We start from the raw sequence: 26,228 nt of genomic DNA, 5'->3' as shown, positions 1-26,228 counted from the left end.
AGCACGATGAAACAGCCGACCAAGCGACACGGCCTCCGGAGCGCGGCGCTCGCCGCGCTCGCCGCGGGCGCCCTCGCCACCACGGCCGCCTGCGGCAGTGGTTTCGACGACTCCGCCGGGCAGAGCAGCGCCCCGCAGAGCAGCGGGCCCGCCAACCTGCAGGTGCTCTTCGGCTCCTCCGGCGACGCGGAGACGAACGCGTTGCGCGAGGCCGCCCAGGCGTGGTCGGCCTCCTCGGGCAACACCGCGACGATCACCCCCGCCCAGGACCTGACCCAGCAGCTCGGTCAGGCCTTCGCCGGGAGCAACCCGCCGGACGTGTTCTACGTCGACGCCGCGCGCTTCGCCGACTACGCGAGCGTCGGAGCCCTGGAGCCGTACGCGGACAAGATCTCCGAGGCGGCCGACTTCTACCCGAGCCTGCGCGAGACGTTCACCTACGACGGCACCTTCTACTGCGTGCCCAAGGACTTCTCCACGCTGGCGCTGATCGTCAACGACGACCTGTGGAAGAAGGCCGGGCTCACCGACGCCGACGTGCCGACCACCTGGGAGCAGCTCACCTCGGTCTCCAGGAAGCTCAAGGAGAAGGTTCCGGACGTCACACCGCTCGTCATCGGCGACACCCGCGACCGGCTCGGCGCGTTCATGGTGGAGGCCGGCGGCTGGATCGTGAGCCCCGACGGCAAGAAGGCGACCGCCGACACCCCCGAGAACGTCGAGGCCCTGAACTACGTACGGGGTCTGCTGAAGGACAAGCTCGCCCAGTTCCCCAAGCAGGTTGACGCCGGCTGGGGCGGCGAGGCCTTCGGCAAGGCCAAGGCCGTGATGACCATCGAGGGCAACTGGATCAAGGGCGCGATGAAGGCCGACTACCCGGACGTCAAGTACAGCGCCCACGAGTTGCCGGCCGGCCCCAAGGGCAAGGGCACCCTGTCCTTCACCACCTGCTGGGGCATCGCCGCCAAGAGCAGATACAAGGAGCAGGCGATCGCCTTCGTCGAGGCGATGACCAAGGCCGACCAGCAGATGACCTTCGCCAAGGCATTCGGCGTGATGCCCTCGCGCCAGTCGGCCAAGGACGCCTTCACCCAGGCCTTCCCCGACGACGCGCCGTTCGTTGACGGCGCCGAGTACGCCCAGGGTCCGGTCAACGCCCCCAAGATGGACAGCGTGCTCGCCGACTTCGACACCGCGATCCAGCAGCTGCCCGCGGGTGACCCCAAGAAGATCCTGGCGAACCTGCAGAAGAACACCCAGGCCGCGCTCGGCGACTGAGTCAGATCGGTGCGCGGCCCCGGCCCGGGACAGGGCCGGGGCCGCGCACCGGGCATGAGGGAGACTTACGTGGCCGAGACAACGACCGCATCACGGCGACCCGCGCGCCGCCTTGGTGACAGGACCAGGGAGAACATCGCGGGCTGGCTCTTCGTGGCGCCGGTGGTAGTGATCCTCACCCTTTTCATGCTGCTGCCGATCCTGATGGCACTGTGGGTGAGCCTCACCGACTGGAACGGGCAGGGCAGCCCGTTCCGGGCGCAGGTGCCGTTCGTCGGCGTGGACAACTACACCGAGCTGTTCGCGCGGGACAACCTGACCCGCCTGAACTTCATGACGAGCCTTCGCAACAACTTCTACTACGTGCTGATCGTGGTGCCCGCCCAGACGATCCTCGCACTCGGCCTGGCGTTGATCGTCAACCGCCGGATGCTGAGGGGAAAGACCTTCTTCCGCACCGCCTTCTTCTTTCCCTCGGTGACCAGCTCGGTGGCGATCAGCGTCCTGTTCCTGTTCATCTTCAGCAACTCCGGAGCGGTCAACAGGCTGCTCGCGTTCGCCGGCGTGAACGGGCCCCCGTGGTTCTCCGACGCGCGAGGCGTACTGCACCTGCTGCTGGGCTCCGTCGGCCTCGTCGACCCGGAGGCACCTCCCGAGGCGCTCACCGGCGGCGGCCCGTTCGGGCTCTCGTGGTGGGACTGGCTGTCCGGTCCCAGCGTGGCCATGTGCACGATCATCATCCTGGTCGTCTGGACCACCTCGGGCACGTTCATGCTGATGTTCCTCGCCGCGCTCCAGGACATCCCGGTGACCCTGGAGGAGGCGAGCAAGCTGGACGGCGCCACCTCCCGTCAGCGCCTGCGCTACGTGACGCTGCCGATGCTCAAGCCGACCCTGTTCCTCGTCCTCACCCTCGGCCTGATCGCCACCTGGCAGGTCTTCGACCAGGTGTACGTGATGAGCCAGGGCAAACCCGCGAAGACCACCCTGACCCCGGCCTTCCTGTCGTACCAGACGGCTTTCAAGGAGCTCGACTACGGCTCCGGCGCCGCCATCTCGTTCGTTCTCTTCGTGCTCATCGTGGTGCTGGCGGCGTTCCAGCGGTGGGTCATGCGCGACAGGGACGCCGGGAGCGGCGGGGTCGCGAAACGCCGCGCGCCGCACCGAAGGAGGGCATGATGTCCGCGGCCAGAACCCCTCCCGCCCGCGCCGAGGATCCGGGGAGGACGGGTGTGCTCCGCTCGCTGTTCTCCACCTTCAGCGGGTACGCCGTCCTGGTCTTCTTCTCGCTGGTCTTCCTCTACCCGTTCGTCATCCAGGTCGCCAACTCGTTCAAGACCGAGCCCGACGCCGCGGCGAACCCGCTCTCGCCGATCCCCGACCCGGCGACGCTGGCAGGCTTCGAGCGGGTGTTCGTCGACACCGGCATGCCGCTGTGGCTGGGCAACTCGCTGCTGGTGACCGTCGTCATCACCGTCGGCCGGGTGTTCTTCGACTCCCTCGCCGGATACGCGCTCGCCCGGCTGCGCTTCCGGGGACGCAAGGCGCTCTTCACCTCCATCGTCGCGATCATGGCGGTCCCCGGGGTGGTGCTGTTCATCCCGAAGTTCCTGGTGCTGAACCAGCTCGGCATCTACGACAGCTACACCGCGCTGATCCTGCCGATCATCGCGGACGCGGCCGGGGTCTTCATCATGAAGCAGTTCTTCGAGTCGATACCGGTGAGCGTGGAGGAGGCGGCGCGGATCGACGGCGCGGGCCGTTTCCGCACCTTCTGGTCGGTGGTGCTGCCGATGGGGCGGCCCGCCGTGATCACCCTGACGATAATCTCCTTCCAGAGCAGCTGGAACGAGTTCCCGCACACCCTGGTGGCCGTCCAGGATCCCAGCCTGTTCACCCTGCCGCGGGGCCTCGCCGACCTGGTCAGCGGCTCCCTCGGAAAAGGCAGCCAGTATCCGCTCAAACTCGGCGCGGCGGTGCTCGCCACCATCCCGGTCGCGATCATCTTCGTGATCTTCCAGCGTTACTTCATCCGGGGCGCCAACGAGGGCGCGGACAAGGGGTGAGGAGGCGGGACAGGGAGTCTGCCGGGCCTGAGCGCCCGGCAGACTCCGTCGGGTGACACGGGGAGGCATAGCGCGCTCGTACCGGGTATGTCTGGATGATGCTCATCTTCGGTCTGCGTACGGTGGCCCATCGGCTCGGGGTGGTAACCCTGACCTGTCGCAACTGCGGCAACACGGCGGCGCAGGTGCTGTCGCGTCGGGTCACCAAGTTCAGCCTGTTCTTCGTCCCGCTGTTTCCGGTACGGACGAGATACGGGATGCAGTGCACCTTCTGCGCGGCCTCGTACGCCATCACCAAGGACGAGGCGAACCGGCTGGCGGCCCACTGACCCCCTTCTTCACCTGCACATATATCGACCTATCAGATAAAAGAAGGGATTTGTCTGAAACAAACAAAGAAGTGTTAATTATTTACACTTGTCGCGTTTCTGCTTTACGGTGCCGAATCAGCCGGTGTCCGAAGGGGACCCGGACCCCCGATTCCTGAGGAGACTCCGTGCAGAACGCCCGGCCGCGCCCGCACCGCCGGTCAGCCGCGATCCTGTCCGCCGTTCTCGCCTTCCTGCTCCTCGCGCCCGCCCAGGCGGCGAGCGCCCGGTCCGCGGGCCCCCTGGCGGACGCCTTCGCCCGAGCCTCCGCCGGCTACGACGTGCCACGCGACCTGCTCGTCGCCCTCGCGTACGCGGAGACGCACCTCGACGGGCACGGCGGCGAGCCGAGCGCGAGCGGCGGGTACGGGGTGATGCACCTTCTCAGCACCCCCGCCGTACGCGTCCTGGAACGCGCGGCCGAGCTGACCGGCACACCGGCGGCGACCCTGAAGAGGGACGACGCGGCCAACATCCTCGGCGGCGCCGCGGTGCTGCGCTCCTACGCCGACGCGCTCGGCCTCGACGCAGGCGCCAGGAAGGACGCCGGACTGTGGTACCCGGCCGTGGCCAGGTACGGCAACGCCTCCGGTTCGGAGACGGCCAGGCTGTACGCCGACACCGTCTACGACCTCCTCGGCAAGGGCCTTGTGGCCACCGTCGCGGGCGGCGAGGTCGTCACGGTCGCGGCCGTGGAACTGCAGGTGGATCGCGGCGCCTACGAGGGCGTGCGGGAACTCGCCGCCAAGGCCCCGAGCCCCGACTACCCCGCCGCGAGCTGGGTGGCCGCCCACGCCGGCAACCGGGCCGTCGCGAACAGGCCGAAAAGCTCAAAGATCGATCGAGTCGTCATCCACGTCACCCAGGGGGCGTACGCGGGCACGATCTCCTGGTTCCAGAACCCCGCCGCGAAGGTCTCCGCGCACTACGTCGTCCGTTCCTCCGACGGTGACGTCACCCAGATGGTCCGCGACAAGGACGTCGCCTGGCACGCGGGGAACAGCTCGTACAACGCCAGGTCGATCGGGATCGAGCACGAGGGGTTCGTCAACAACGCCTCCTGGTTCACCGACGCGATGTACCGCGCCTCGGCGGCCCTGACCCGCGCCCTCTGCGACAAGTACGGCATTCCCAAGGACCGCTCGCACATCATCGGGCACAAGCAGGTTCCCGGCGCCACGCACACCGACCCCGGCTCCCACTGGGACTGGGCCAAGTACATGCGCTACGTCACCGGGGACACCGCGCCCTGGTCGGCGACCGTCGACAACTCCACCGCCGGCGCGTTCACCGCGAGCGCGAACTGGACCACCTCCACCCAGGCGGCCGGGCGCCACGGCCCCGACCACCGCCAGACCACGCCGGTGACCTCCAGTGACGTCGCCTGGTACCGGTTCACCGTCCCCGCCGCGGCCACCTACCAGGTCGAGGTCTGGTATCCGGCCGCCCCCGGCCACAACGTATCCGCCCCGTACATCGTCGCCACCTCCTCCGGCAGCAAGACGGTCTACGTGGACCAGCGCGCCGGGGGCGGCGCCTGGCGGAGCATCGGGACGTTCGCCCTGAAGGCCGGGACGTACAACGCCGTCGGGGTGAGCCGCTGGACCTCCGGCACGGGACTGATCGTCGCCGACGCCGTACGCCTCACCCGGCTCTGAACTCCCCGGGGCTCCCCCGGGCAGGACGGCCCACTCCGGTGCGGTGGGCCGCCCTGCCCGGGAGGGATCACCCCTTGACGGTTCCCACGAGGCCGTTGGTGAGGGGCGTCAGCAGCGGCCAGACGATCCGGCGCAGCAATGGTGACGGCGATGCCCGTCTCGGTCTTGAACTGCTCGGCGGCCTTGCCGTGTCAATAGCGGTGCGCCCCGGGCGCGTCCGGGGCTAACCCGCCGCGCGTTCCGTGAGCGGGCGCCGCCGCCGCGCGGTGTCGGTCAGCGAGGGCGGGCGCCAGGCTCCGTCGGGCTGGTACAGGTTCGTCCCCGGCGGCACGATCTCGTCGATCCGGTCGAGGGTCGCGTCGTCGAGGGTGAGCGAGGCGCCCTTCAGCAGCCCCTCCAGCTGGTCCATGGTCCGCGGCCCGGTGATCACCGAGGTGACGGCGGGATGCGCCGCGGCGAAGGCCACGGCGAGCTCGGGGAGCGAGCAGCCGATGTCCGTCGCGAGCTCGACGAGCTTCTCGACGACGTCGAGCTTGGCGGCGTTCTCGGGGATCGAGGGGTCGAAACGGGCGGGCGTGAGCGAGGCGCGGCCGGTGGAGAGGTCGACGGGCTGCCCCTTCCGGTACTTGCCGGTGAGGAACCCCGAGGCGAGCGGGCTCCAGGTCAGCACCCCCATCCCGTAACGCAGGCAGACCGGCAGGACGGCGGCCTCGACTCCCCGGGCGATCAGCGAGTAGGGCGGCTGCTCGGTCCTGAAGCGCTGCAGCCCGCGGCGCTCGGCGACGTTGTGCGCCTCGACGATCTCCTCGGCCGGGAAGGTCGAGCAGCCGAAGGCGCGGATCTTCCCCTGGTGCACGAGGTCGCTCAGCGCGGAGAGCGTCTCCTCGATGTCGGTCGAGTGGTCGGGGCGGTGGACCTGGTAGAGGTCGATCCAGTCGGTTCCCAGCCGCCGGAGGCTCTCCTCGACCTCCTTGATGATCCAGCGCCGCGAGTTGCCGCTCCGGTTGGGGCCCTTCCCCATCCGGAAGTGCACCTTGGTGGCGAGCACGACGTCGTCACGGCGCCCCTTGAGCGCCTTTCCCACGATCTCCTCGGACTCTCCGGCGGAGTACATGTCCGCGGTGTCGACGAAGTTGACGCCCTGCTCGAGGGCGGCGTGGATGATGCGGACACAGTCGTCGTGGTCGGGGTTGCCGACGGCGCCGAACATCATGGCTCCGAGGCAGTGGACGCTCACCTCGATACCGGTGCCGCCGAGGACGCGATAACGCATGGGTCGTGCTCCCTTGATGGTCGTTCCGGACGTGGTGTCGCGACGCCCCGCATCGTAGGATCTAGAGTCGACTCTAGGTCAAGTCCGTATTCTGGTCGGCATGGGCACAACGGGTCTGAGCATCGGGCAGGTCGCCGAGCGCACGGGGTTGAGCGTTCACGCGCTGCGTTTCTACGAGCGCGAGGGCATCCTGGCCAATCCCGTCCGGCGTGACCCCGGCGGGCGCCGCGTCTACGGCGAGGACGACGTGGAGTGGCTCACCCTCTGCGTCATTCTCCGCGCCTCCGGCATGCCCCTGCCCGCGATCCGCCAGTACACGGAGATGGTGAGGCGGGGAGACGGAAACGAGGAGGAGCGGCTCGCCCTCCTGTGCCTGCACCGGGAGCGGGTGGCCGCCCAGATCGACCAGCTCTCCCGCTGCCTGGACCTGATCAACCACAAGGTCGGGGTGTACGAGGACATCGTCGACCGGGGAGGCGCCGGCCACGAGTGCGTCGCGCCGCCGTCATCGGAGAACAAGCCGGAGAGCAAGCCGGGGCGCGCGGAACGGTCCTGAGGGAGAGCGGTTCCGAGGGAGAGCGGTTCCGAGGAAATTCCGGGGAAAGGGAAAACAGGGCGAGGAACAGCTCCCGCGCGTGAGAGTTCGCGCGCATGATGGCGTACGTCCACCCCCCGGCTCGGCCCCTCCCGCGCGTGACAGCTCGCGAGCACGATGGCGTACGCCCCCCCGGGAGCGTCCTCCCGGACCGTCCGGCGACACCGCGCCGAGGAGCCGCTCGGGTCCGGTCAGTCCGTACGCCGCACGCGGATGCCGTGGGCGTCGGCCCGCTGGACACCGCCCGCGTCCACGTTGGAGATCCGGATCAGGCCCTCGACCGTGCCCTTCTTACCGTTGCCGGTCAGTTTGAGGATGAGCATCCCCGGGTCGCTCCCGTGGGAGGAGTGCGGGTCCCCGGAGAGCGGGTTCGGCCCCCGCGTTGAGGCGAAGGCCCACTTGTGGTCCGGGGAGACGGCGAAGAGGTCGACCGTCGGATCCGCGCTGAACGGCGAGACGAGGTCGACGGTGCCGACGTGGGCGCCGCTCGCCCCGTCGAAGACCTCCGCGACGTTGGCGTCACGGTCACCGGCCCACACGTGACGCTCCCCGGCGGAGGCGAGGACGCCGTGGGCGTCGCGCTCGGGCGAGTCGTCGTCGAAGAGCGCCTGGACCGCCGGGGTGTTGGGCGGGTTGGCGGGCGAGTAGCCGCCCATCGGCAACCTGAAGACGCTGAACTGGTCGAGGTTGGCGGGCGTGCCCCCGCCCCCGTTGCCGAAGACGGTGCCCTTCGCCTCGATGAACCCGCATCCGTTCGCCGGGATCCTGGTCGCGTCGTACTCCCCCACGATCGACATCGGCGTCGTGTGCCAGTCGACCACGAGCATCCCGCCGCCCCGCAGGCTGACGAAGACCGGGCCGTTGTCCGAGGCGATGAACGGGCAGATCGGCGCGTTGTCCGGCCGGAGCACGGGCGACTGGCACGGCACGCCGTTCGGGGTGGTGCAACCGGCCAGGTCGATCGTCGCGGCAGGTTGCTGAACGAAGGTGTTCGAGGCGTAGTCGGTGCTGACGCGCTCCAGCTTCTTGCCGTTCTGGTTGGAGACGATCAGGTATCTGTCGTCCTCGGTGGGCCAGAGGGCGTGAGCCTGTCGTGCCCCTCCCGCTCCGACCTCGGTGAGCAGGCAGGTGAGCGGCTGCCGGGTGCGGGCGTCGAAGACGACCACGTGGCCGCTGGCGACGAAGGCGAGCGCGGCGTGGGTGTCGGCCTTGTTGAAAACGATCATGTGCGGGCGTACGGGCACGCTGCCGGTCCTCGCCAGGCAGAGGGACGAGGTCGCGCCGCCCAGGTCTATGACGTGGACGGGCCGCGCCGACGACAACTGCTTGGTGACGTCACGCCCGGAGTACACGCTGACGGTGCCACCGTGGACGAGCCCGTTGGTATTGGACTGGTCGACGAGCCACACCTCGTACGACTTCTCGGCCGCCTCCTGGAACGGCGCTCCCGCGCCCAGGACCAACAGCGCCAGCACCGCGACGATCGCGGCCCGCCACTTCCCCATACGCCCTCCAGAACCACTCCGGCCGGAGCATTTCCCCGTATCCCTGTGGAGCCGACTGTTTTCCGCCTTTGGCCCCACATCCTTATAAGTCTAGAAATCGTATGATTTTCAAAGAAAGCAGGTCAAGACTCCCCCACTCCACGGGATGACAGACTTTCAATAAGCAACTAAACCTCCACAAGGGAAAAAAGAAGATATAACACCATTTCGATATATAAAGCCGTGGGCGGCCTCGGCGATGACAACCGCCGCCGGTGCGACACGGTGCGATGGAGACGGCGGCCGATGACCCGGTGCGCCGCGGTTCGGGGCGGCGTGCCGGAGATCGTGGACTCCCCGTGCCCGAACGCTCCGAAAGCCCCCGAGCGCCGTGGTCGCTATATTGGGTGCAATGAACGCGCTGGTCCGACGCCCTCTGGGCCAGACCTCCCTGTCCGTGACGCCGCTCGGCCTGGGCCTGGCGGCCCTCGGCCGTCCCGCCTACATCACGCTCGGCCGCGCCGAGGACCTCGGCGAAGGACGGGACGTCACCACGATGCGGTCACGCACCTGGGCCGTGCTCGACGCCGCGTGGGCGGCGGGCGTGCGCTATCTCGACACGGCGCGCTCGTACGGGCGGGCCGAGGAGTTCCTCGCCGGGTGGCTGCGCGAGCGCGGGATCGCCCCGGGAGGCGTCGTGGTCGGCTCGAAGTGGGGATACGCCTACGTCGGCGACTGGCGGCTGGACGCCGAGCGGCACGAGGTGAAGGAACTCACCGCCGACCGGCTCCGCGCCCAGCTGGAACAGACGCGCGCGCTGCTCGGTGAGCACCTGTCGCTCTACCAGATCCACTCGGCCACGATCGAGAGCGGGGTGCTCGACGACGAGGGCGTGCTCGACGGTTTGCGCGCGCTGCGGGCGGAAGGGGTCGCGGTCGGGCTGTCGACGAGCGGGCCGCGCCAGGCGGACACGATCGAGCGGGCGATCGGGGCCGGGCTTTTCGACACGGTGCAGTCGACGTGGAACCTGCTGGAACGCTCGGCCGGCGAGGCGCTCGGGCGGGCGCACGAGGCGGGAATGGGGGTGATCGTCAAGGAGGGCGTGGCGAACGGCCGGCTGACCGCTCGCGCGGCACCCGCCGCGCTCGCGGCCGTCGCGCGTGAGCGGGACACCACGCCGGACGCGCTCGCGCTGGCGGCCGTACTCGCCAGGCCGTGGGCGGGCGTGGTGCTGAGCGGCGCGGTCTCGGCCGGGCAGCTGCGCGACAACCTCGGCGCGGCCGAGATCGAGTGGGACGCGGAGCTGGACGAGCGGCTCGCCGGCCTGGAGGAGGACCCCGAAGGCTACTGGGCGCGGCGCGGCGCACTGCCCTGGAGCTGACGGCGACGGAGCGCGGATGGGGCCCTATCGGGTCCTGAGCTGGTTGAGGGTGTAGCCGGTGGCCCGCTTGAACAGGTATTCGGCCCGTTCGTAGGAGAGCCTGCGGCGACCGGTCTCCGGGCACAGGTCGGCGGGTGCGGGAGGTCGGCCGGGGCCGGGTCTGCGGTCGGACAGGAACAGCGGGCCCCGGCGCCGGCCCGCGACGAGGGCGGGGATGAGTTCGGCGGTGCCGGAACGCCAGTGGATCCAGCCGGACCCGGTGGTCACCTTGCCGCGCATCCCCGCCAGGTCGAGGTCCTCGACGTTGAGTGAGAGCGCCGGGCCCGCCCCGGCCCCGCTCTCGTACAGCAGTGACCACAGGGCGCGTTCGCGCGGGGCGATGTCCGGGCGCTCCCAGAGCGCCTCGATGTGCGGCCTGTCGATGGGACGGGTGCGTCCCCTGGGCTCGGGCCTGCGCCCGAGCGCGGCGGCCAGGTCGCGGGGCACACCGCCGGTCAGGTCGCCGGACTGCCCGCTGCCCGCCTGACCGGCCGGCCTGCGATCCGGCCCGTCGAGCGGGCCCCACTCCGGGCCGTCCCCCGGCCCACCGACCGGTGTGCCCCGGGCGGCGATCCAGGTGCCGAAGGAGCGGACGGCCCCGCGGTGGCGGTTCCATGTGGCGGGGGCCGCGTTGCCCCATGCGTCGGTGAAGACCTCCGCGACCCGCGCGGAGCTCACGTCCGACAGCGGGATGTCGTCTCCGAGATCTCGGCGCAGCCGGTTCATGGTCTGACGGTAGGAGCGGACGGTCGCGGCGTCCAGGTCGCCACGGGCGAGGAAGGCGATGGCGGCCTCGGCCAGGGTGAGGCCCGCTTTCTGCCCGGCTCCTCCCGATGTGCCGGCCGGGGTGCCGGCCGCCCCCTGCGAGCCCGCCGTTCCGGGTGTTCTCCGTGCGGCGATGTCGGCGCAGGCCGCGGCGCGTCGCGTGAGGATCGTGCGTTCCGGCACGTTGAGGGTGAGGGCCGCGGCGCGTTCGAACTCCCGCCGCGCCTCCTCGTGGCGGCCGAGCCTGGCCAGCAGGTCGCCGCGCACGCTGGGCAGGCGGTGGTAGCCCTTGAGCGCGGGTGCTCCGACGAGCGTGTCGGCGAGCGCCAGACCCGCTTCGGGACCGTGGGCCATCGCCAGCGCGACCGCGCGGTTGAGCTGCACGACCGGAGTGGGCAGCACCCGGACGAGCGCCGCGTACAGGGCGGCGATCTGCCGCCAGTCGGTCTCCTCGGCCGTACGGGCCTGCGCGTGACATACGGCGATGGCGGCCTGCAGCACGTACGGGCCGAGAGGCGCCTCACACCGCCTGGCGCGCAGCAGGGCCGCGATCCCCCGGTCGATGAGGAGACGGTCCCAGCGTCCGCGATTCTGCTCGTGCAGCGCGACGGGCTCTCCCGACGGCCCCGTCCTGGCCGCCGACCGCGATGCCTGGAGCTCCATCAGCGCGACCAGGCCGTGCGCCTCCGCCTCGCCCGGCGCGAGTGCGGCCAGCAGGCGGCCGAGGCGCAGCGCCTCCTGGCAGAGGTCCTGGCGCATCCAGTCGTCACCGGCGCTCGCCGCGTACCCCTCGTTGAACACCAGGTAGACGACCTCGAGGACCGACGACAGGCGCGCCGCCCGGTCCGGACCCTCCGGGACCTCGAACGGGATCCGGAGGGCGGCGAGGGTGCGCTTGGCCCGGACGACGCGCTGCGCGACGGTCGATTCCGAGACGAGGAAGGCACGCGCGATCTCGTCGGTGCGCAGGCCCCCGAGCAGTCGCAACGTCAGAGCCACCCGGGACTCGGCGGGCAGTACCGGGTGGCAGGAGACGAACATCAGGCGCAGGACGTCGTCACGCACCTCGTCGTCGAGGGCCGCGTCGACGTCGGCCCCGGCGGTGTCCTGCCGGGTGGCGAGGTCGTGGGCGAGCTCCTCGTGCCTGAGGTCGAGCCGCTTCTCCCGGCGCAGGTGGTCGACGGCGCGGCGCTTGGCGACGGCCATGAGCCAGGCGCCCGGATTGTCCGGGACGCCGGCCCCCGGCCACTGTTCGAGGGCGGCCAGGAGCGCGTCCTGCGCGAGCTCCTCGGCCATCCCCACGTCGCCCACCATCCGGACGAGCCCGGCGACGATCCTCGCCGACTCCATTTTCCAGACCGCGTCGACCGCGCGGTGGGCGTCCCCGGACATCACGCGCTCGATCAGAGCATTCGCCCGGCCGGGTACGCAAGCATCCGATCAGTCCTCCGGGCCGAAGACCTGCTGGATGTCTCCCTCGCCGTCGCCGACGATCTTCCAGAAGCGCCGGGACAACTCGATCGCCTCCTCCTTGGAGCGCACCTCGACGAGCGCGAAGCTGACGATCGCCTCCTTCGCCTCGGTGAACGGCCCGTCGGTGACGGTGATCTCCCCGGCGGAGGAGGAGATGTGGGTGCCGGCCGGGTCCAGGCCACCGGTCGCGAGCACCACTCCCGCCTGGATCATCTCCTGGACGAAGGCGGCCATCTCGGCGTGCATCGCCTCGGTCGGGGGTGCCATGTCGTCGCTGCCCCTGGTCGTCATCAGAAATCGCATCGTCATATCTCCTTCGGGTGGTCAGGTGACCGATCCTCGCCGGTCCTCGGCTACGCGTCGAACGGATCGGCGGGAAATCGACACGCACCCTCTGACCAGGACAGTAGCCCGGATGTGACAGGGAATGCGATGCGGCGGTACGGGGAGGCGCGGGCCGATTCCGTGTTCGCGGCGTGTTCGCGACTCGGGCGGCGGCGCGCTCACCGGTCGGCTGCCGGCGAATCAACGCCTCCCCCCTTGGTCCGCCTGGCCCACGCATTCGTCCTAGGGAAACCTCAATAAAGTCATAAGCTTTTTAACGATCGCGACATCGGCGTATTCTCCCCGGATATCCTGCACCTCCGCGGTGAGAGAACGGGACCTCGCGACGAGGCCCGGCAGAAACGGGCACACGTTCCGCGACGAGCGAATTCCCGCCCACGATCGTCGCGTTTCCGTCTCAGCGAGGACGCCGCGAGGGTGCCGTCCACCTTCCGGTCACCCGCGTTCCGGAATCGTGTGGATCACCTCGGTGACCGCTATGATCCCTGGGAGATTTGCCGTGAACATCACCATTGTGATCAACTACCTCCTGTCTCATTCGATGCGAATTCCTCATGAACGGACCTGACCCCCATGAGCACCTCTCGCGAATCCGGCTGGCAGCCCGTGGAGCTCGATGCCGGTCGGCCACATTCGGCCCGTATCTGGAATTACTGGCTGGGCGGAAAGGACAACTATCCCGCCGACCGCGAGGCCGGGGACATGGTCGAGCAACTCATCCCCGGCATCGTCGACTCGGCGCGGGCCGACCGGGCGTTCCTCGGCCGCTGCGTGCAATATCTCGTCGCCGAGGCCGGGATTCGCCAGTTCCTCGACATCGGCACGGGCCTTCCCACCGCCGACAACACGCACGAGGTGGCTCAGCGGATCGCCCCGGAGTCCAGGGTCGTCTACGTCGACAACGATCCGCTGGTCCTGGTTCACGCCCGCGCACTGCTCGTCGGCAACTCAGAGGGTGCCACCGACTACATCGACGCCGACCTGCGCGACCCCCAGCACATCCTGCGGGCGGCGGCGGAGACCCTCGACCTCACCAGGCCCGTCGCGCTGATGCTGCTGGGAATCCTGCACCACCTCACCGATGACGAGGAGGCGGGAAAGGTCGTGAGGGAACTGGTCGACGCCGTCCCCTCGGGCAGCCACCTGGTGATCGCGCACGCCACCGCCGAGGTTCACGGCGAGGCGATGCACGAGGCGATGCGACAGTTCATGGAGCGGGGCGGCACCCCGATCGTGGCCCGCGACCGCCACCATGTCGCCTCGTTCTTCGACGGCCTGGAACTCCTGGAGCCCGGCGTGGTCTCCTGTTCACGCTGGCGTTCGGAACGCACCCCGTGGGGCGATTCTCCTGAGGTGTCCCAGTTCTGCGGTGTCGCCCGTAAGCCCTGACAAGTCCTTCTCCGGCTTTTTGTCGTTTGCGTCCTTCCGGCCTCTCGGTGCGCACCGGCTTCGGTGCTCCGATTGCCGGTACGTCGCCCCGTACGTCCCCTGTGGGGGCCGGATCGCGCCCCCTCGATGGCGCGGCGCGTCACGGAGAGCCCTCCCGCGCCCCCGCCAGGGGGCGGAGTGCCCAAGCCTGGGCGCCCGACCGGCGAGAAGATTCAGCGGAGATCGTCAGACACGGCCCCCGAACCGGGTTTATTCAGGACGCTCCGGTGCAGTCCCATAGTCGTCCGCTCGTTGCCTCCCGCAGCAACCAACTGCGATAAACAGTGACATATCTCCACAAAAGGATGTTTTTGTAACGCCGACCCCGGATCGCGCACCACTCATCCGGCCAGGCCGTCGCGAAGATCAACGAAGATCGACATGGGAGGTCGTCTCCATGAACCCCGCTCACGACCCCGCCTCACCGCCCCCCGGCGCCGCACTGATCGTCGTCATGGGGGTGACCGGTTCCGGCAAGACCACCGTGGGCGCCGCCCTCGGCCAGCGGCTACGGGTGCCGTTCGCCGACGCCGACGACTTCCACAGCGAGGCCAACATCGCCAAGATGTCGGACGGGATCCCCCTCGACGACGAGGACCGGCTGCCCTGGCTGCGCGCGATCGGCACCTGGCTCAGCGAGCACGCCGCCACCGGCGGTGTGGCGAGCTGCTCAGCGCTCAAACGGAGCTACCGCGACATCCTGCGCGAGGCCGCGCCGACGGTGAGCTTCGTCCACCTCCACGGCGAGGTGGACGCCGTACGCCGCAGAGTGGCCGGCCGCCCGGGGCACTTCATGCCCACCTCGCTGGTCGAGTCGCAGTTCAAGACGCTGGAGCCCCTGGAGCCCGACGAGCAGGGGATCGTCCTCGACTTCTCCGCCTCCGTGGACGAACTCGTGGACGCCTACCTCGCCGCGACCGCCCAGACGACGTCCGCCCCCGGAACGGAAACGAACCCGCCCCCCGCCGACTCCACCGCCCCGGCCGCGTCCCGGACCTCAGACCCGGACGACGAGGCCGGGAGCCCGAGGTGAGCCCCCTCCTCACCACCCTCGCCGCGCCCGCCGACACCTCCCCCGGAAGACTCATCCCGGCGGCGCTCGTCGGCATCGCGCTGATCGTCGTACTGATCACGTACTTCAAGCTCCACCCCTTCCTGAGCCTCACCCTCGGCTCGCTCGCGGTCGGAGCCGTCGCGGGCCTCGCGATGACCGACACCATCGCCGCCTTCAGCGACGGGTTCGGCAGCACCGCGGCCGGTGTTGGCACGCTCATCGCGCTCGGCGCGATGTTCGGCAAGCTGCTCGCCGACTCCGGCGGGGCCGACGAGATCGTGGACACGATCGTCGGCCGGTCCAACCCCCGATCCCTGCCCTGGGCGATGGCCGCGGTGGGCGCGCTGATCGGCCTGCCGATGTTCTTCGAGATCGGCCTCGTCCTGCTGATGCCGGTCATCTTCCTGGTCTCGCGCCGCTCCGGCCTCTCCCTGATCCGGGTCGGCATACCCGCGCTCGCGGGCCTTTCCGTGATGCACGGGCTCGTTCCCCCGCACCCTGGCCCGCTGGTCGCCATCGACGCGCTCAACGCCGACCTCGGCATCACGCTGGGCCTGGGCGTGCTCGTCGCCATTCCGACGGTCGCCATCGCGGGGCCGCTGTTCGCCAAGTACGCGGCCCGCTGGGTGGACGTACCGGCGCCGGAGCTCTACGAGGCCCGGCCCTCGGCGGAGGACACCCGGCGCCCGTCGTTCGGCGTCACGCTCGCCACCGTGCTGCTGCCGGTCGTGCTGATGATGGGCAAGGCCCTCGCCGACATCCTCCTCGCCGAGCGCAACGTCCTGCGCACCGTGCTCGACTTCCTCGGTACGCCGCTGGTGGCGCTGCTCATCGCCGTCCTCGTCGCGATGTTCACCCTGGGCCTCGGCGCCGGAATGGACAGGAAGGCGGTCGCGAAGTCCCTGGAGCAGTCGCTGCCGCCGATCGCGGGCATCCTGCTGATCGTCGCCGCGGGCGGTGGTTTCAAGCAGACGCTGATCGACACCGGGATCGGCGACCTCATCGCCACGTGGGTGGAGAACAGCGGCCTGTCGGTGCTGCTGCTCGCCTGGCTGGTCGCCGTGCTCATCCGGCTGGCCACGGGCTCGGCGACCGTCGCGACCGTCACGGCCTCGGGGATCCTCGCCCCGCTGGTCGCCAACCTCAGCGTCGGGGAGACCTCGCTGCTCGTGCTCGCCATCGGCGCGGGTTCGCTGTTCTTCTCCCACGTCAACGACGCGGGCTTCTGGCTGGTCAAGGAGTACTTCGGGCTCACCGTGGGCCAGAACATCAAGACCTGGTCGGTGATGGAGACGGTCATCTCGGTGGCCGGCCTGGTCTTCGTCCTGATCCTGAGCCTCTTCCTGTAGTCCCGCGAGACCCGCGGTCTTCGCGCGGCCCGGGACCGGTCAGTGGTGTCCGGAGACCGTGTCGCGCAGGCAGCGGACGGCGGAGGCGACCCGCTCCAGGCTCTCCTCGTCATCGGGCCCGGGACCGGCCGGTTCGCGCCCCTCGCGGACATCCTGGGCGATCTTCTCCAGGGAGTCCGCGAGGGCGCGGACGGCCTCCTTCGGAGGTGGCGGCGCGCCGCGCCCGGTGCGCGCGACGGTGGTGGCGGTCGCGTCGGCCACCTGTTCCAGCGCGGCCATCGCGGGCATCCAGGTGGTGACACGCCTGCTGATCACCGGCGGTTCGGACAGCGCCCGCTGGAAGACCGTCCGCAGGTCGGCCAGGGCGTCGTACGCCCCGCGGTGCAGTCGCGTCCCGCCTGCGTGCCCGCCGTCGAACGCGTGCCGCAGGTAGTTCGCGGTGGCCGTCACCGCGTCGGCGAACCTCGGCCCGACCGGCGCCTCCCAGCTCGACGACCACGGCAGGTAGCCCAATACCAGGACGATCACGCACCCGACCAGCGTGTCCACCAGCCGGATCCTCCCCAGCTCGGGTCCCCCGCGGGTGAGCAGGTCCACCAGGAGCAGCACCAGCGGCGCCTGGAAGGCCGACATCAGGCCCCAGTTGCGTTGCAGACCGTAGGGCAGGAGCGCCGCGCACACCGCGATGGGAGCCAGGAGCAGCGGGCCGTACGGCACCAGGACGAGTACGAGGGTGCCGATCAGCGTCCCCACGAGGGTGCCGAGCACGCGCTGCACGGCGCGGGCGAACACCGACCCGAAGTCGGGCTTGAGCACCAACGCGACGGTGAGCATCATCCAGTAGGACCGCTCGAACCAGCCGAACTCGCTGAGCGTGGTGGCCACACCCATGCACAGCGCGAGCCTGACCGTGTAGACGCGGGCGAGGTGGCCCCGCCACATCTGCTCCAGCACGTCACGGAGCCGGGAACGGTAGCCGACCCGTTCGTACGGCAGCTGGTCCTTCGCGACCTCACCGCCGGACACCAGCTCGACGGCCCCCCGCACCGCGAGACACAGGGCGCGCGTGACGGGCGGGTCGCCTCGTTCGCAGGAACACGACGGCACCCGGGGCGCGGGTCCACCGGCGAGCGATGCGGCGACGGCCCCCGGGGCGGAGGCGGGCCGCACGAGCGGCTCGGGCAGCCCGCGTTCCTCGTAGCGCAGCGAGAGCAGGGCGTTGCGGATCAGCGAGGCCTGGTTCAGCAGGGCGACCAGGCGGGTGCGCTCCGGGTCCAGCCCTCCGGCCAGGGAGCGGGCGCCGAGCACGACGTCGTAGCCGTTCTTGAGAGTGGTGTCGAACGTCCTCAGCGCGAGAGTGTCGTGATCGGTGAACAGCCTGTCGAGAGCCTCGTAGACCGCGATCACGGCGGCCCTCTCCGGCGCCCGGGGGTGGAACGGCCAGTCGGCGACCCCCAGCACGATCACCCAGAGCGCGCCCAGCAGGAACGCCAGCGCGTTCGCGCCCGGCGCCCCCGGCAGCTTCACCCCGGTGGCGATCACGGTCATCACCAGCAGCTGCAGCCCGGCCGCCGAGCCCGTCGCCCCGCTCGTGCTGACGAGCGCGGACAGCACGGCGACCGCCACCACGACCGGCACCGTCCACCAGCCGTGGCCGTGGGCCGCGGCCCCGATGAGATATCCCAGCGCCCCCGCGACACCGGCCGCGCCCATTCTGGCGATCCTGACCAGGTAGGGGCCACCCCGGTCGGCCAGACCGGCGTTCGTCGCGCCCATCGCGGGCAGCAGACCGGCCACGACGTTCCCGGAGACGAGTGCCACGAGAAGCGGGCCGGTCACCGCCACGGCCATGCGTAGCATCGGCCACCACCGCAGCGGCGCGGGTGCGGGCCTGACCGTCTCGACCAGCCAGCCGGGAGCGGCGTCGGCCAGCCGGTCGGCGGTCCGCCGGAAGAGCGAGGGCATCGCTCGCCGTCGCTCAGGGGATGATGGCGTCGACGTATCCACCGTCGACGCGCAGGGCACCACCCGTGGTGGCGGAGGCCTGTGGTGAGCTGAGGTAGACGACCATGTTGGCGATCTCCTCCGGCTCGATCAGCCGTTGCAGGAGCGACTGCGGGCGGTGCTCTCGCATGAAGGCACGCTGGGCCTCCTCCCAGGGCAGGTCACGGTCGACGAGCTCGTAGACGAACTCCTCCACGCCACCGGTGTGGGTGGGGCCGGCGATGACGGAGTTCACGGTGACGCCACTGCCCGCGGCCTTCTTCGCGAAGCCGCGTGAGACGGCCAGGAGCGCGGTCTTGGACATGCCGTACTGGATCATCTCGATGGGGGTGACGATCGCGGAGTCGCTGGCGATGTACTGGACGCGGCCCCAGGAGCGTGCCACCATCCCCGGCAGGTAGGCGCGGGTGAGGCGAACCGCCGCCAGGACGTTCACCTCGAAGTAGCGGCGCCACTCGTCGTCGGTGATCTCCAGGGCGTCCTTCGCTCCGAAGATCCCGAGGTTGTTGACCAGGATGTCGACCTCCGGCAGGAGGTCCACCGCGTGCTCCGCGCCCTCCTCGCTGGCGAGGTCCGCCGCGAGCGGGACGATCTCCGCACCGGGGACCTGCGCGCGCAGCGCCTCGCCGGCGGCCTGGACCTTGTCGGGTGTGCGGCCGTTGACGGCCACCGTCGCGCCCGCCCGCGCGAGACCGACGGCGATGGCGGCCCCGATGCCCTGGGTGGACCCGGTGACCAGCGCCGTCTTGCCGGTGAGATCGATATGCATGCGTCACGTCCTTGGAACCCGGTGCGGAGCCGCCCATCGGCGCGGGCGAGACCATCACGACCTGGTGATACGTCGTCCAGCTGATCCGGTGTTCGTTCCCGCGCCCATCGAGGTGGAACGCGCGGGCAGCGATCATTTGCAGAGAACCGGTCCGCATGACGACGCTTTTCCCGATAATGCGCTCATGTCCCTGTTCGGCACCGACGCGTACCGGAGCGAGACCGGTCTTCCACCGCTGGTGGCCCACGCGGTCGCGGTGGCCGAGCGGCACGGATTCGCGTTCTCCTGCCTCCCGGAGCAGGGCCGCCTGCTGCGCGCCCTCGCGGGCGGCGCCACCCGCCGGATCGCCGAGACGGGCACGGGGTACGGGGTGGGTCTGGCGTGGCTCGCCACCGGTGCGCGACCCGGGGTCGAGATGATCGGTGTCGAACGGGACGAGCACAGGGCGAGAAGCGCCGCCGAGATCTTCGTCGGCATCCCGGGGGTTCGCGTCCTGCACGCCGACTGGACCGAGGTGTACGCGTACGGGCCCTATGACCTCCTGGTGCTGGACGGGGGCGGCCAGGGTAAGAACGGCGAGGCCGCCGCCGACCCCGAACGGCTGCTCACCCCCGGCGGCGTGCTGGTCGTCGACGACTTCACACCGTCGGCCACCTGGCCGCCGGAGCATCTCGGACGACCCGACTCCGCCCGTGTCCACTGGCTGGACCATCCGGCGCTTCGCGCCGTCGACATCCCCCTGTCAGGTGATCTCAGCACCGTCATCGGAGTTCGCCGCCCCCTTTAGCCCGTTGCTCGGCATACGGCGCGGTCGCGTCGGTTCCGAGTGGCGCCGGAGTCGAAGACGGTCCCTCAGTGGTGGTAGGAGTGGACGACGGCGTGTCCCCTGCCTCGGCCGATGATCCACTTGTTGATGGGCGTGGTGACCAGGAAGGCCACCAGGAGGGCGAAGGCGAGGGCGCCCCAGAAGAGGCCGGAGGTGAGTTCCGCGTCCATCGCGCCGGGAACCGCGATCATGACGGTGTTGTCGACGATCTCCATGACGAGGATGGACAGGGTGTCGGCCGCCAGCGCCAGCCGTACGGCCTTGCGCCAGTCGACGCCGGCCCTGCGCAACCCGAGCAGGGTGAGGGCGTAGCCGAAGAAGAAGGCCAGCACGATGGAGAGGACGACGGTGGACACGTTCGGCCATCCCAGAGCCGTGCCGATCACCATGCCGAGCACCTCGCCGATGGCGCATCCGGTGAGGCAGTGCAGGGTCGCCGACGCGGCGACCCGCCAGGTGGCCTTCGGCGGATGGTGGCCGGCCCCGTGATCGGACCCGTGGCCGGATCCATGGTCGGCCCCGTCGTCGGCGTGACTCGCGTGCCGTGCCGGTTCGGACATCACGACCTCCTCGTAGCTCTCTGGCAAGAGCCTCAATTTATACCCATAGGGGGTATATGACAACGGCCAGAGAGCCCGGAGGGCGAACCGGTCGCCCCTATCTGTCGTCGCCGTCCCAGGCGAAGGCGTGGAACGGCGGGTCGAGGGGCGCGTCGATCAGACGGTTGGCGAAGGTCGAGATCGTGTACGCGCCGACGCCGAGGACGACCTCAAGGGCGTTTTGCGCACTGTAGCCCGCGTCGAGGAACGCCCGCGTCTCCTCGTCGCCGACCGCGCCGTGATGGTCCATGACGGCGAGGGTGAACGACCGGAGCGCCTCGGCGCGCCCGTCCGGGAGCGGCTTCCCGGCACGGAGCGCCTCGACGACCTCGGACGGGGCCTCCAACCTGACCAGTGTGGCGGTGTGCATCGCCACGCAGACGTGGCAGCCGTTGCGGGTGGCGACCGTCATGACGACGATCTCGCGGTCGATCGGATCGAGGGTGGTCTGCTCGAAGGTGGCGCTCGCCGCCAGGAATCCCTTGAGCAACTGCGGGGAGGTGGCCATCCGGCCGACCGGCGCGGGGACGTAGCCGAATTTCCGCTTCACGTTCTCGACGGTGGAGCGGGCGTCGGCCGGAGCGCTCTCGGCGGTGTGGGTGGGGAAGAGGGGGTGGACGTCAGTGGTCACGGGAGCCTTCTCTCTGGGTGTTCCGAGCCCTCGGAACACGGGTTCGGCGATCGCACGTCACGGCGGCATCGTCAACGTGGTTGTCTATATAGTAAACGAGGTTGACGACTTTGGCAACGACCGCCCCCGGACGCGGGCCCGCGAGGCTCAGCCGCCGCGGGCGGCGGTGATGAAGTCCCTGATGAGGCCGGGGTCCTTCACCCCTGGCGCGACCTCCACACCGCTCGACACGTCGACTCCCCAGGGCCGGGCGGCGACGATCGCCTCGGCCACGTTCGACGGGGCCAGTCCCCCGGCCAGCATCCAGCGGCCCGCCGGGCGCCCGCGCACGGCCGCCCAGTCCCACGGCTCCCCCGAACCGGGCCTGGGCGCGTCGACGATGAGCAGGTCCTCGTCGAGGGCGCCGCAGCGCAGGTCGGTGCTCGCGGCCCCGGCGCGGACCAGCGTGACGCCGAGGTCCTTCAACGCGGTGAAGTCCTCGTGCGGGTGGTCACCGTGCAACTGGACGGCGCGCAGTCCCGCCTCCAGGGTGGCCGCCCTCACCTCCTCGGAGGGCTCTCCGGCGAAGACCCCGACGGTCAGCACGTGCGGGGGCACCGCCGAGGCCAGCTCCCTCGCCCGCGCGGGGGTGACCCGCCGCGAGCTCCTGGTGAGGACGAACCCGATGGCGTCGGCCCCCGCCTCGACGGCGGCCGTCACATGTCCGGGCTCGCGCAGCCCGCAGATCTTCACGTACACCCTGTGTACGGTAGCCCGTCTCCCCCACCCGGAACGCCTCAGAGGGCGTTCAGGAACCTCGCGGCGATCGGCGCCGCGACCTTGCCTCCCGCACCGCCGTGCCGGATGAAGACCGCGAAGGCGAGGGAACCCCGGTAGCCGATGAACCAGGCGTGGTCCCCGCCGCCGGCGACTTCGGCGGTGCCGGTCTTGCCCGCGGTGTCCGGCGGGAGCCCGGCCTGGGCGGCCGTTCCCCGGGCGACCACGGCGCTCATCATCGTCCGCAGCCCCGCGGCCACCCCCTCGTCCAGCGGCACCGGGGCGGGCGAGTCCGCGGGAGGCTCGTCGGTCGTGATCGCGGGCTTCCAGACACCGCTCGCCACCGCGGCGGCGACCTCGGCCATGCAGAGCGGGCTCGCCTGCACCGAGTTCTGGCCGATGGCGTCGGAGCCCAGCTCGTCCGGGTTTCCGGGCGGCTGGATCCGGCAGGAGCTCAGCCCTGGCTTCTCCCGGAAACCGAACCGGTCGGCCGCCTCGGCGCGCAGCTGGCCGTCGCGCAGCCGCTCGTACGCCTGCTGGGCGAAGGTGGTGTTGCACGAGAGCGCGAAGGCCGTGGTGAAGGCCACGCCGCCGTGGTCGACGCCGTCGGAGTCGCTGAAGCTCCTGCCGTTGGGGATCGTGTAGCCGGCGGGGCAGGCGACCTGGGAGTCGGGGGTGAGGCCACCGCGAAGCAGCGCGGCGGCGGTCACGACCTTGAACGTCGAGCCTGGCGGGTAGAGCCCGTTGAACGCCTCCCGCCCGTCCAGCGTGTCCGCCACCGCTCGCACCTGGCCCGTCCCGACGTCCACGGCCACGATCGCGGCGGGCTGGGGGACACCGTCCAGGGCACGGGCCGCGGCCGCCTGCACGGGCTGGGAGATCGTGGTCTTCTTCCCCGAGGTCGGCGGGAGCGGTGACTCCCGCAGCACCTGGCCGGAAGGCTCCTCCCGGACTTTCAGGATGACCGCCGTGTCGCCCAGCCCGGTGAAGTAGTCCTCCGCCCTGCTGTCCTGGGGGAACGGCACTCCCTCACGGGTCACCGTGGCCGGCCGCCGGACCTCGGTCTCCTCCAACCGCACGCTCCCGCCGTTCTTGAGCGAGGGGTGCATCGTCTCGGGGGTCCAGCGCACCTTCCACACCCCGAACCGCGACTCCAAATGCAGGACGGAGGCGAACGGCCACTCGCCCAGCCCCGTGACCTGCCGTACCCCGTTGAAGGACATCTCGGCCGCGTCCTCACCTCGGTGACGCAGGTCGCCGGGGGTGAGGGAGAGCGAGGAGATCCGCAGGTCGCCGTCGAAGCCGCGGTGCCGCGGGCCGAAGTCGGCCGGGGGGTCGACGACCATGCCCTCCATCGCGGCGAGGTCACCCCCCTGCCAGGCGGTGAGATAGTTCGTCGCGGTCGTCTCGGGACCGCTGTTCGGGTTCGGTGTGGCCGGGGTCAGCGTGACCAGGTTCGCCGGCGGTGAGGCGGGCACCGGGTTGGGCGACTCCCCCGCCCGTACCGCGTTCGTCCTGACGTCGGGGTCACCGGCCGGCGAGGGCGGTGAGGCAACGACGGCACCCGGCGCGGCCACCACCGCGTACACGCCGAAGAGGAGGATCGTGGCCGCCGAGATGACCAGTGCGAGGAGCCGTCGATCACGCATACCGTCTACTCCCCCGGGTGTGCAGAGTTGCATACCAGAGAAAAGATCGTAAAGGCGACAAGAAGCGGCGAACCAGATTTTTCCCGACTTCGGTATGACACCGTATCCCACGGCGCAATCGGGGGAGCTCCACGACAGGTCACCTCTCCCCTGCCGGGGCCCTCTCCCTAACGGAGACCGTCGAAAAGGTCGTCCTCTCGATCGCCCGCGGCGGGAACGTGGTTGATGTGACGGATGAAGGCCTCCTGCGCGAACACCTGGTGCTGCGCCTCCGCGGGCATGCGCAGCAGGAAGATGCTGTCGCCCTGGCTCGCGTGCGCCTCCAGCGCCTTGCGCTTGCGCTCCACCTGGGAGGACACGTCGACCACGGCGGTGATCTGCTCCTCGGGAACGCCGAAGTCGTCGGGAAGCTCGACGTCCTCGGGACCGGCGCCGATCGAGCGGAGATACGCGAACAGTTCGGCCGTCCGCTCCCGGGGCACGGCGGTGTAGTAGAGCTTGCGGGGAATGCCGCTCGCCTCGGTGGCGGCCACCGCGATCCGGTGGGCCTGGATGTGGTCGGGGTGGCCGTAACCGCCGTTCTCGTCGTAGGTGACGACGACCTGCGGGCGATAGCGCTCCATCAGCTCGACGAGCCTGCCGACGGCCTGCTCGAAAGGCACGTTGGCAAAGGAGTCCGGCGCCTCGTTGGCCGCCCAGCCGACCATGCCCGAGTCCTGGTAGCCGAGCAGCTCGACGTGGGAGATCCCCAGATGGGTCGCCGACTCGCGGAGCTCCTCCAGCCGCAACGCTCTCACCGCCTCCGCGTCGTGGCCGGCCTCCCCCGGCTTCACCCCGCCGGGACCGTCGCCCTGCTCGCCGTTCGTGCAGGTCACCAATACGGTACGGACACCCTCGTCCGCGTATCTGGCGAGGATCCCGCCGGTGCTGATCACCTCGTCGTCGGGATGGGCGTGCACGGCCATCAGCGTCAACTTCTCATCCATGATTTTCCACCTATTCGCAAAAAGCCATGCGGACCGGCCCACTCTACGACCGCCGCCGAGAGGCCGAGCACGACAGGCGGATCACCTGGAACGACGTCTCCGGGCGGGAGGCGTCCAGACCCTGAACACTCCTGGGCGAGCGGCCCACCCCGCGTCCCGCGTCGCGGGTCCACCCTCGTCGGGTACGCCGCGCCGGCCGCTATCCGGGCGGGGGGTAGAGGTCGAACCCGTACAGGCCCTGATCGCCGCCGGCGGCTATGGCGAACCCGGTGGGAAACCAGGCGAGGCAGTTGAGGCCCGCCTCGACCCGTGCCCCGGCGGCGAACGAGTCGCCGTACCTGTCCCACACCCGGATGGTGCCGTCGTCGGAGCAGGTGGCGAGCAGGTTGCTGTCGGGCGAGATGGCCACCGCGCGGATCCTTCCCTCGCCGCCGGACAGCCTCGCCCGCTCCGTGCCACCCGCCGACCAGACGCGGGCGCCGCCGTCGTCGAAGCAGGCGGCGAGCCAGGTGCCGTCGGGGGCGATCGTCACCCCCCGGGCGGGGCCGGGGCATCCCTTGAGCGAGGCCCGCGACTTGCCGTCGGCTCCCCACAGGCCGGCCGTGCCGTTGGCGGAGAAGATGGCGAACCACCTGCCGTTCGGCGCCACGGTGATCTCCTCGATCGCCTCCACCCTGCTTCTCAGCGTGGCGTACCTGGCACCGTCCGGCTTCCAGAGCTGGATCTTCCCGTAGATGGACAGCGTGGCGAGCCAGCCGCCGTCCGGGGAGACGAGGAGGTGTGCCGTCGCCCTGATGTTCGCGACCAGGACGGCGCGCTCGGTGCCGTCGGCCCACCACACGCGGGCGGTGCCGTCTTCGGAGCAGGTGGCGAGCCAGGTGCTGTCGGGAGCGATCACCACCTCGCGCACCGGCCCGGTGTGACCGTTCAGCACCGCCCTCCTGCTGCCGCCCGCACCCCACAGTCGTACGGCCCGATCGGCCGACCAGGTCGCGAGCCAGGTGCTGTCGGGGGCGATCGCCACCCCCCGCAGGCGTCCGGCGTGCCCCGTCGGGATGGCTCGCCTGCGGCCACCGGCCCCGCGTATCCGCACGACGTGATCGGTGGACCAGACGGCGAGCCACGTCTTGTCCGGTGAGACCACGCCGTGGTGGCCGTCTTCCAAGGGAACGGCGAGGGTCGCCTCCTCTATCCTGTCCTCGTTCCAGAGTTTCACCGATCCGTCACCGGAGTGGGTGGCGACCCAGCTCCCCTCGGGAGAGATCGTCACCTGGCGGACCGTCCCGGTCCTCCCCCTGCGGCTCTGCCTCGGGGCGCGCTCCGACTGCCAGATCCGGATCGTCCCCTCGTCAGAGCAGGCGGCGAGCCAGGTGCTGTCGGGAGAGATCACCACCTGACGAACCACCCCCGCATGCCCCGTCAGAGCGGCCCGCTCACCACCGTCGGCCTCCC

The 26,228-nt window shown here is 70.4% G+C and carries 23 protein-coding genes; 11 read left to right on the top strand and 12 right to left on the bottom strand.

The annotated features are described in order from the left end of the window. Positions 1 to 6 precede the first annotated feature (6 nt). The 5 genes from AB0B96_RS27745 (at position 7) to AB0B96_RS27725 (ending at position 5,370) form a co-directional block, all read left to right on the top strand. On the top strand, positions 7 to 1,278 hold the full coding sequence (locus AB0B96_RS27745; RefSeq protein WP_350949059.1) for an extracellular solute-binding protein: 1,272 nt from the start codon (positions 7 to 9) through the stop codon (positions 1,276 to 1,278). A 69-nt stretch (positions 1,279 to 1,347) separates the two neighbouring features. Then, a complete protein-coding gene (locus AB0B96_RS27740; protein WP_362903208.1) occupies positions 1,348 to 2,457 on the top strand; it encodes a sugar ABC transporter permease in 1,110 nt (369 codons plus the stop codon). After that, complete coding sequence (locus AB0B96_RS27735) at positions 2,457 to 3,344, top strand: carbohydrate ABC transporter permease (RefSeq protein WP_362903206.1); 888 nt, start codon at positions 2,457 to 2,459, stop codon at positions 3,342 to 3,344. Before AB0B96_RS27740 ends, AB0B96_RS27735 begins: the two co-directional genes overlap by 1 nt. A 95-nt stretch (positions 3,345 to 3,439) precedes the next feature. Next, positions 3,440 to 3,673: a zinc-ribbon domain-containing protein gene (locus AB0B96_RS27730; RefSeq protein ID WP_350949062.1), complete on the top strand. Its 234-nt coding sequence runs from the start codon at positions 3,440 to 3,442 to the stop codon at positions 3,671 to 3,673. Positions 3,674 to 3,840: 167 nt separating this feature from the next. Then, positions 3,841 to 5,370, top strand: coding sequence for an N-acetylmuramoyl-L-alanine amidase (locus AB0B96_RS27725; protein WP_362903203.1), 1,530 nt, complete (start codon positions 3,841 to 3,843; stop codon positions 5,368 to 5,370). A 223-nt stretch (positions 5,371 to 5,593) separates the two neighbouring features. Here AB0B96_RS27725 and AB0B96_RS27720 read toward each other — a convergent pair whose 3' ends face one another. Continuing rightward, positions 5,594 to 6,643 (bottom strand): aldo/keto reductase, encoded by a 1,050-nt coding sequence (locus AB0B96_RS27720; protein ID WP_362903201.1) that lies wholly within the window; start codon positions 6,641 to 6,643, stop codon positions 5,594 to 5,596. Positions 6,644 to 6,743: 100 nt separating this feature from the next. Here AB0B96_RS27720 and AB0B96_RS27715 point away from each other — a divergent pair, with 100 nt between their 5' ends. Continuing rightward, positions 6,744 to 7,199, top strand: a complete 456-nt coding sequence (locus AB0B96_RS27715; RefSeq protein WP_362903199.1) for a MerR family transcriptional regulator — start codon at positions 6,744 to 6,746, stop codon at positions 7,197 to 7,199. A gap of 230 nt (positions 7,200 to 7,429) precedes the next feature. On the opposite strand, the gene AB0B96_RS27710 is transcribed toward AB0B96_RS27715, so the two are convergent. After that, positions 7,430 to 8,743, bottom strand: a complete 1,314-nt coding sequence (locus tag AB0B96_RS27710; protein ID WP_362903197.1) for a hypothetical protein — start codon at positions 8,741 to 8,743, stop codon at positions 7,430 to 7,432. Between the two features lie 391 nt (positions 8,744 to 9,134). Between AB0B96_RS27710 and AB0B96_RS27705 the strand changes: the two genes are divergently transcribed. Continuing rightward, positions 9,135 to 10,103, top strand: a complete 969-nt coding sequence (locus AB0B96_RS27705) for an aldo/keto reductase (RefSeq protein WP_362903195.1) — start codon at positions 9,135 to 9,137, stop codon at positions 10,101 to 10,103. Positions 10,104 to 10,127: 24 nt separating this feature from the next. Here the strand turns inward: AB0B96_RS27705 and AB0B96_RS27700 are convergent, their stop codons facing one another. Further along, positions 10,128 to 12,299 (bottom strand): sigma-70 family RNA polymerase sigma factor, encoded by a 2,172-nt coding sequence (locus AB0B96_RS27700; protein WP_362903276.1) that lies wholly within the window; start codon positions 12,297 to 12,299, stop codon positions 10,128 to 10,130. 48 nt (positions 12,300 to 12,347) lie between these two features. Next, positions 12,348 to 12,683, bottom strand: a complete 336-nt coding sequence (locus tag AB0B96_RS27695) for a YciI family protein (RefSeq protein ID WP_362903193.1) — start codon at positions 12,681 to 12,683, stop codon at positions 12,348 to 12,350. Positions 12,684 to 13,298: 615 nt separating this feature from the next. On the opposite strand from AB0B96_RS27695, the gene AB0B96_RS27690 reads away from it, so the two are divergent. The 3 genes from AB0B96_RS27690 (at position 13,299) to AB0B96_RS27680 (ending at position 16,556) form a co-directional block, all read left to right on the top strand. Continuing rightward, the gene (locus AB0B96_RS27690; RefSeq protein ID WP_350949070.1) at positions 13,299 to 14,114 is read left to right on the top strand and encodes an SAM-dependent methyltransferase; all 816 of its coding nucleotides are present in this window, start codon (positions 13,299 to 13,301) and stop codon (positions 14,112 to 14,114) included. Positions 14,115 to 14,550: 436 nt separating this feature from the next. Next, positions 14,551 to 15,186 (top strand): gluconokinase, encoded by a 636-nt coding sequence (locus tag AB0B96_RS27685; protein WP_362903190.1) that lies wholly within the window; start codon positions 14,551 to 14,553, stop codon positions 15,184 to 15,186. Then, on the top strand, positions 15,183 to 16,556 hold the full coding sequence (locus AB0B96_RS27680) for a gluconate:H+ symporter (RefSeq protein WP_362903188.1): 1,374 nt from the start codon (positions 15,183 to 15,185) through the stop codon (positions 16,554 to 16,556). The genes AB0B96_RS27685 and AB0B96_RS27680 overlap by 4 nt, the downstream gene beginning before the upstream one ends. A gap of 39 nt (positions 16,557 to 16,595) precedes the next feature. Here AB0B96_RS27680 and AB0B96_RS27675 read toward each other — a convergent pair whose 3' ends face one another. Both AB0B96_RS27675 and AB0B96_RS27670 read right to left on the bottom strand, forming a co-directional pair. Next, a complete protein-coding gene (locus AB0B96_RS27675; protein WP_362903186.1) occupies positions 16,596 to 18,521 on the bottom strand; it encodes an FUSC family protein in 1,926 nt (641 codons plus the stop codon). A 13-nt stretch (positions 18,522 to 18,534) separates the two neighbouring features. Beyond that, positions 18,535 to 19,329, bottom strand: a complete 795-nt coding sequence (locus AB0B96_RS27670; RefSeq protein ID WP_362903184.1) for an SDR family oxidoreductase — start codon at positions 19,327 to 19,329, stop codon at positions 18,535 to 18,537. 184 nt (positions 19,330 to 19,513) lie between these two features. Here AB0B96_RS27670 and AB0B96_RS27665 point away from each other — a divergent pair, with 184 nt between their 5' ends. Next, complete coding sequence (locus AB0B96_RS27665) at positions 19,514 to 20,116, top strand: class I SAM-dependent methyltransferase (protein ID WP_362903182.1); 603 nt, start codon at positions 19,514 to 19,516, stop codon at positions 20,114 to 20,116. 65 nt (positions 20,117 to 20,181) lie between these two features. Here the strand turns inward: AB0B96_RS27665 and AB0B96_RS27660 are convergent, their stop codons facing one another. The 6 genes from AB0B96_RS27660 to AB0B96_RS27635 all read right to left on the bottom strand — a co-directional run. Next, a complete protein-coding gene (locus AB0B96_RS27660) occupies positions 20,182 to 20,742 on the bottom strand; it encodes a DUF4396 domain-containing protein (RefSeq protein WP_362903180.1) in 561 nt (186 codons plus the stop codon). A 70-nt stretch (positions 20,743 to 20,812) separates the two neighbouring features. Next, positions 20,813 to 21,385, bottom strand: coding sequence for a carboxymuconolactone decarboxylase family protein (locus AB0B96_RS27655; RefSeq protein ID WP_362903178.1), 573 nt, complete (start codon positions 21,383 to 21,385; stop codon positions 20,813 to 20,815). 147 nt (positions 21,386 to 21,532) lie between these two features. Next, complete coding sequence (locus tag AB0B96_RS27650) at positions 21,533 to 22,123, bottom strand: phosphoribosylanthranilate isomerase (protein ID WP_362903176.1); 591 nt, start codon at positions 22,121 to 22,123, stop codon at positions 21,533 to 21,535. A 38-nt stretch (positions 22,124 to 22,161) separates the two neighbouring features. Continuing rightward, entirely contained in the window at positions 22,162 to 23,790 is a 1,629-nt protein-coding gene (locus AB0B96_RS27645; RefSeq protein WP_362903174.1) for a penicillin-binding transpeptidase domain-containing protein, read from the bottom strand. 167 nt (positions 23,791 to 23,957) lie between these two features. Further along, positions 23,958 to 24,776, bottom strand: a complete 819-nt coding sequence (locus tag AB0B96_RS27640; protein WP_350949079.1) for a PIG-L family deacetylase — start codon at positions 24,774 to 24,776, stop codon at positions 23,958 to 23,960. A 199-nt stretch (positions 24,777 to 24,975) separates the two neighbouring features. After that, on the bottom strand, positions 24,976 to 26,228 hold a 1,253-nt coding region (locus AB0B96_RS27635; RefSeq protein ID WP_362903172.1), incomplete at its 5' end, for a WD40 repeat domain-containing protein.

It is taken from the genome of Streptosporangium sp. NPDC049046 (assembly GCF_040649155.1).
Classification (GTDB): domain Bacteria; phylum Actinomycetota; class Actinomycetes; order Streptosporangiales; family Streptosporangiaceae; genus Streptosporangium.
This window is presented reverse-complemented; position numbering and strand designations above follow the sequence as displayed.

Bases quoted from the DNA above. Each gene is read 5' to 3' on its own strand.
- AB0B96_RS27745 (WP_350949059.1), top strand. From the start codon at position 7: ATGAAACAGCCGACCAAGCGACACGGCCTCCGGAGCGCGGCGCTCGCC.
- AB0B96_RS27735 (WP_362903206.1), top strand. From the start codon at position 2,457: ATGTCCGCGGCCAGAACCCCTCCCGCCCGCGCCGAGGATCCGGGGAGG.
- AB0B96_RS27730 (WP_350949062.1), top strand. From the start codon at position 3,440: ATGATGCTCATCTTCGGTCTGCGTACGGTGGCCCATCGGCTCGGGGTG.
- AB0B96_RS27720 (WP_362903201.1), bottom strand. From the start codon at position 6,643: ATGCGTTATCGCGTCCTCGGCGGCACCGGTATCGAGGTGAGCGTCCAC.
- AB0B96_RS27715 (WP_362903199.1), top strand. From the start codon at position 6,744: ATGGGCACAACGGGTCTGAGCATCGGGCAGGTCGCCGAGCGCACGGGG.
- AB0B96_RS27710 (WP_362903197.1), bottom strand. From the start codon at position 8,743: ATGGGGAAGTGGCGGGCCGCGATCGTCGCGGTGCTGGCGCTGTTGGTC.
- AB0B96_RS27705 (WP_362903195.1), top strand. From the start codon at position 9,135: ATGAACGCGCTGGTCCGACGCCCTCTGGGCCAGACCTCCCTGTCCGTG.
- AB0B96_RS27700 (WP_362903276.1), bottom strand. From the start codon at position 12,299: ATGTCCGGGGACGCCCACCGCGCGGTCGACGCGGTCTGGAAAATGGAG.
- AB0B96_RS27695 (WP_362903193.1), bottom strand. From the start codon at position 12,683: ATGCGATTTCTGATGACGACCAGGGGCAGCGACGACATGGCACCCCCG.
- AB0B96_RS27690 (WP_350949070.1), top strand. From the start codon at position 13,299: ATGAGCACCTCTCGCGAATCCGGCTGGCAGCCCGTGGAGCTCGATGCC.
- AB0B96_RS27685 (WP_362903190.1), top strand. From the start codon at position 14,551: ATGAACCCCGCTCACGACCCCGCCTCACCGCCCCCCGGCGCCGCACTG.
- AB0B96_RS27675 (WP_362903186.1), bottom strand. From the start codon at position 18,521: ATGCCCTCGCTCTTCCGGCGGACCGCCGACCGGCTGGCCGACGCCGCT.
- AB0B96_RS27670 (WP_362903184.1), bottom strand. From the start codon at position 19,329: ATGCATATCGATCTCACCGGCAAGACGGCGCTGGTCACCGGGTCCACC.
- AB0B96_RS27665 (WP_362903182.1), top strand. From the start codon at position 19,514: ATGTCCCTGTTCGGCACCGACGCGTACCGGAGCGAGACCGGTCTTCCA.
- AB0B96_RS27645 (WP_362903174.1), bottom strand. From the start codon at position 23,790: ATGCGTGATCGACGGCTCCTCGCACTGGTCATCTCGGCGGCCACGATC.
- AB0B96_RS27640 (WP_350949079.1), bottom strand. From the start codon at position 24,776: ATGGATGAGAAGTTGACGCTGATGGCCGTGCACGCCCATCCCGACGAC.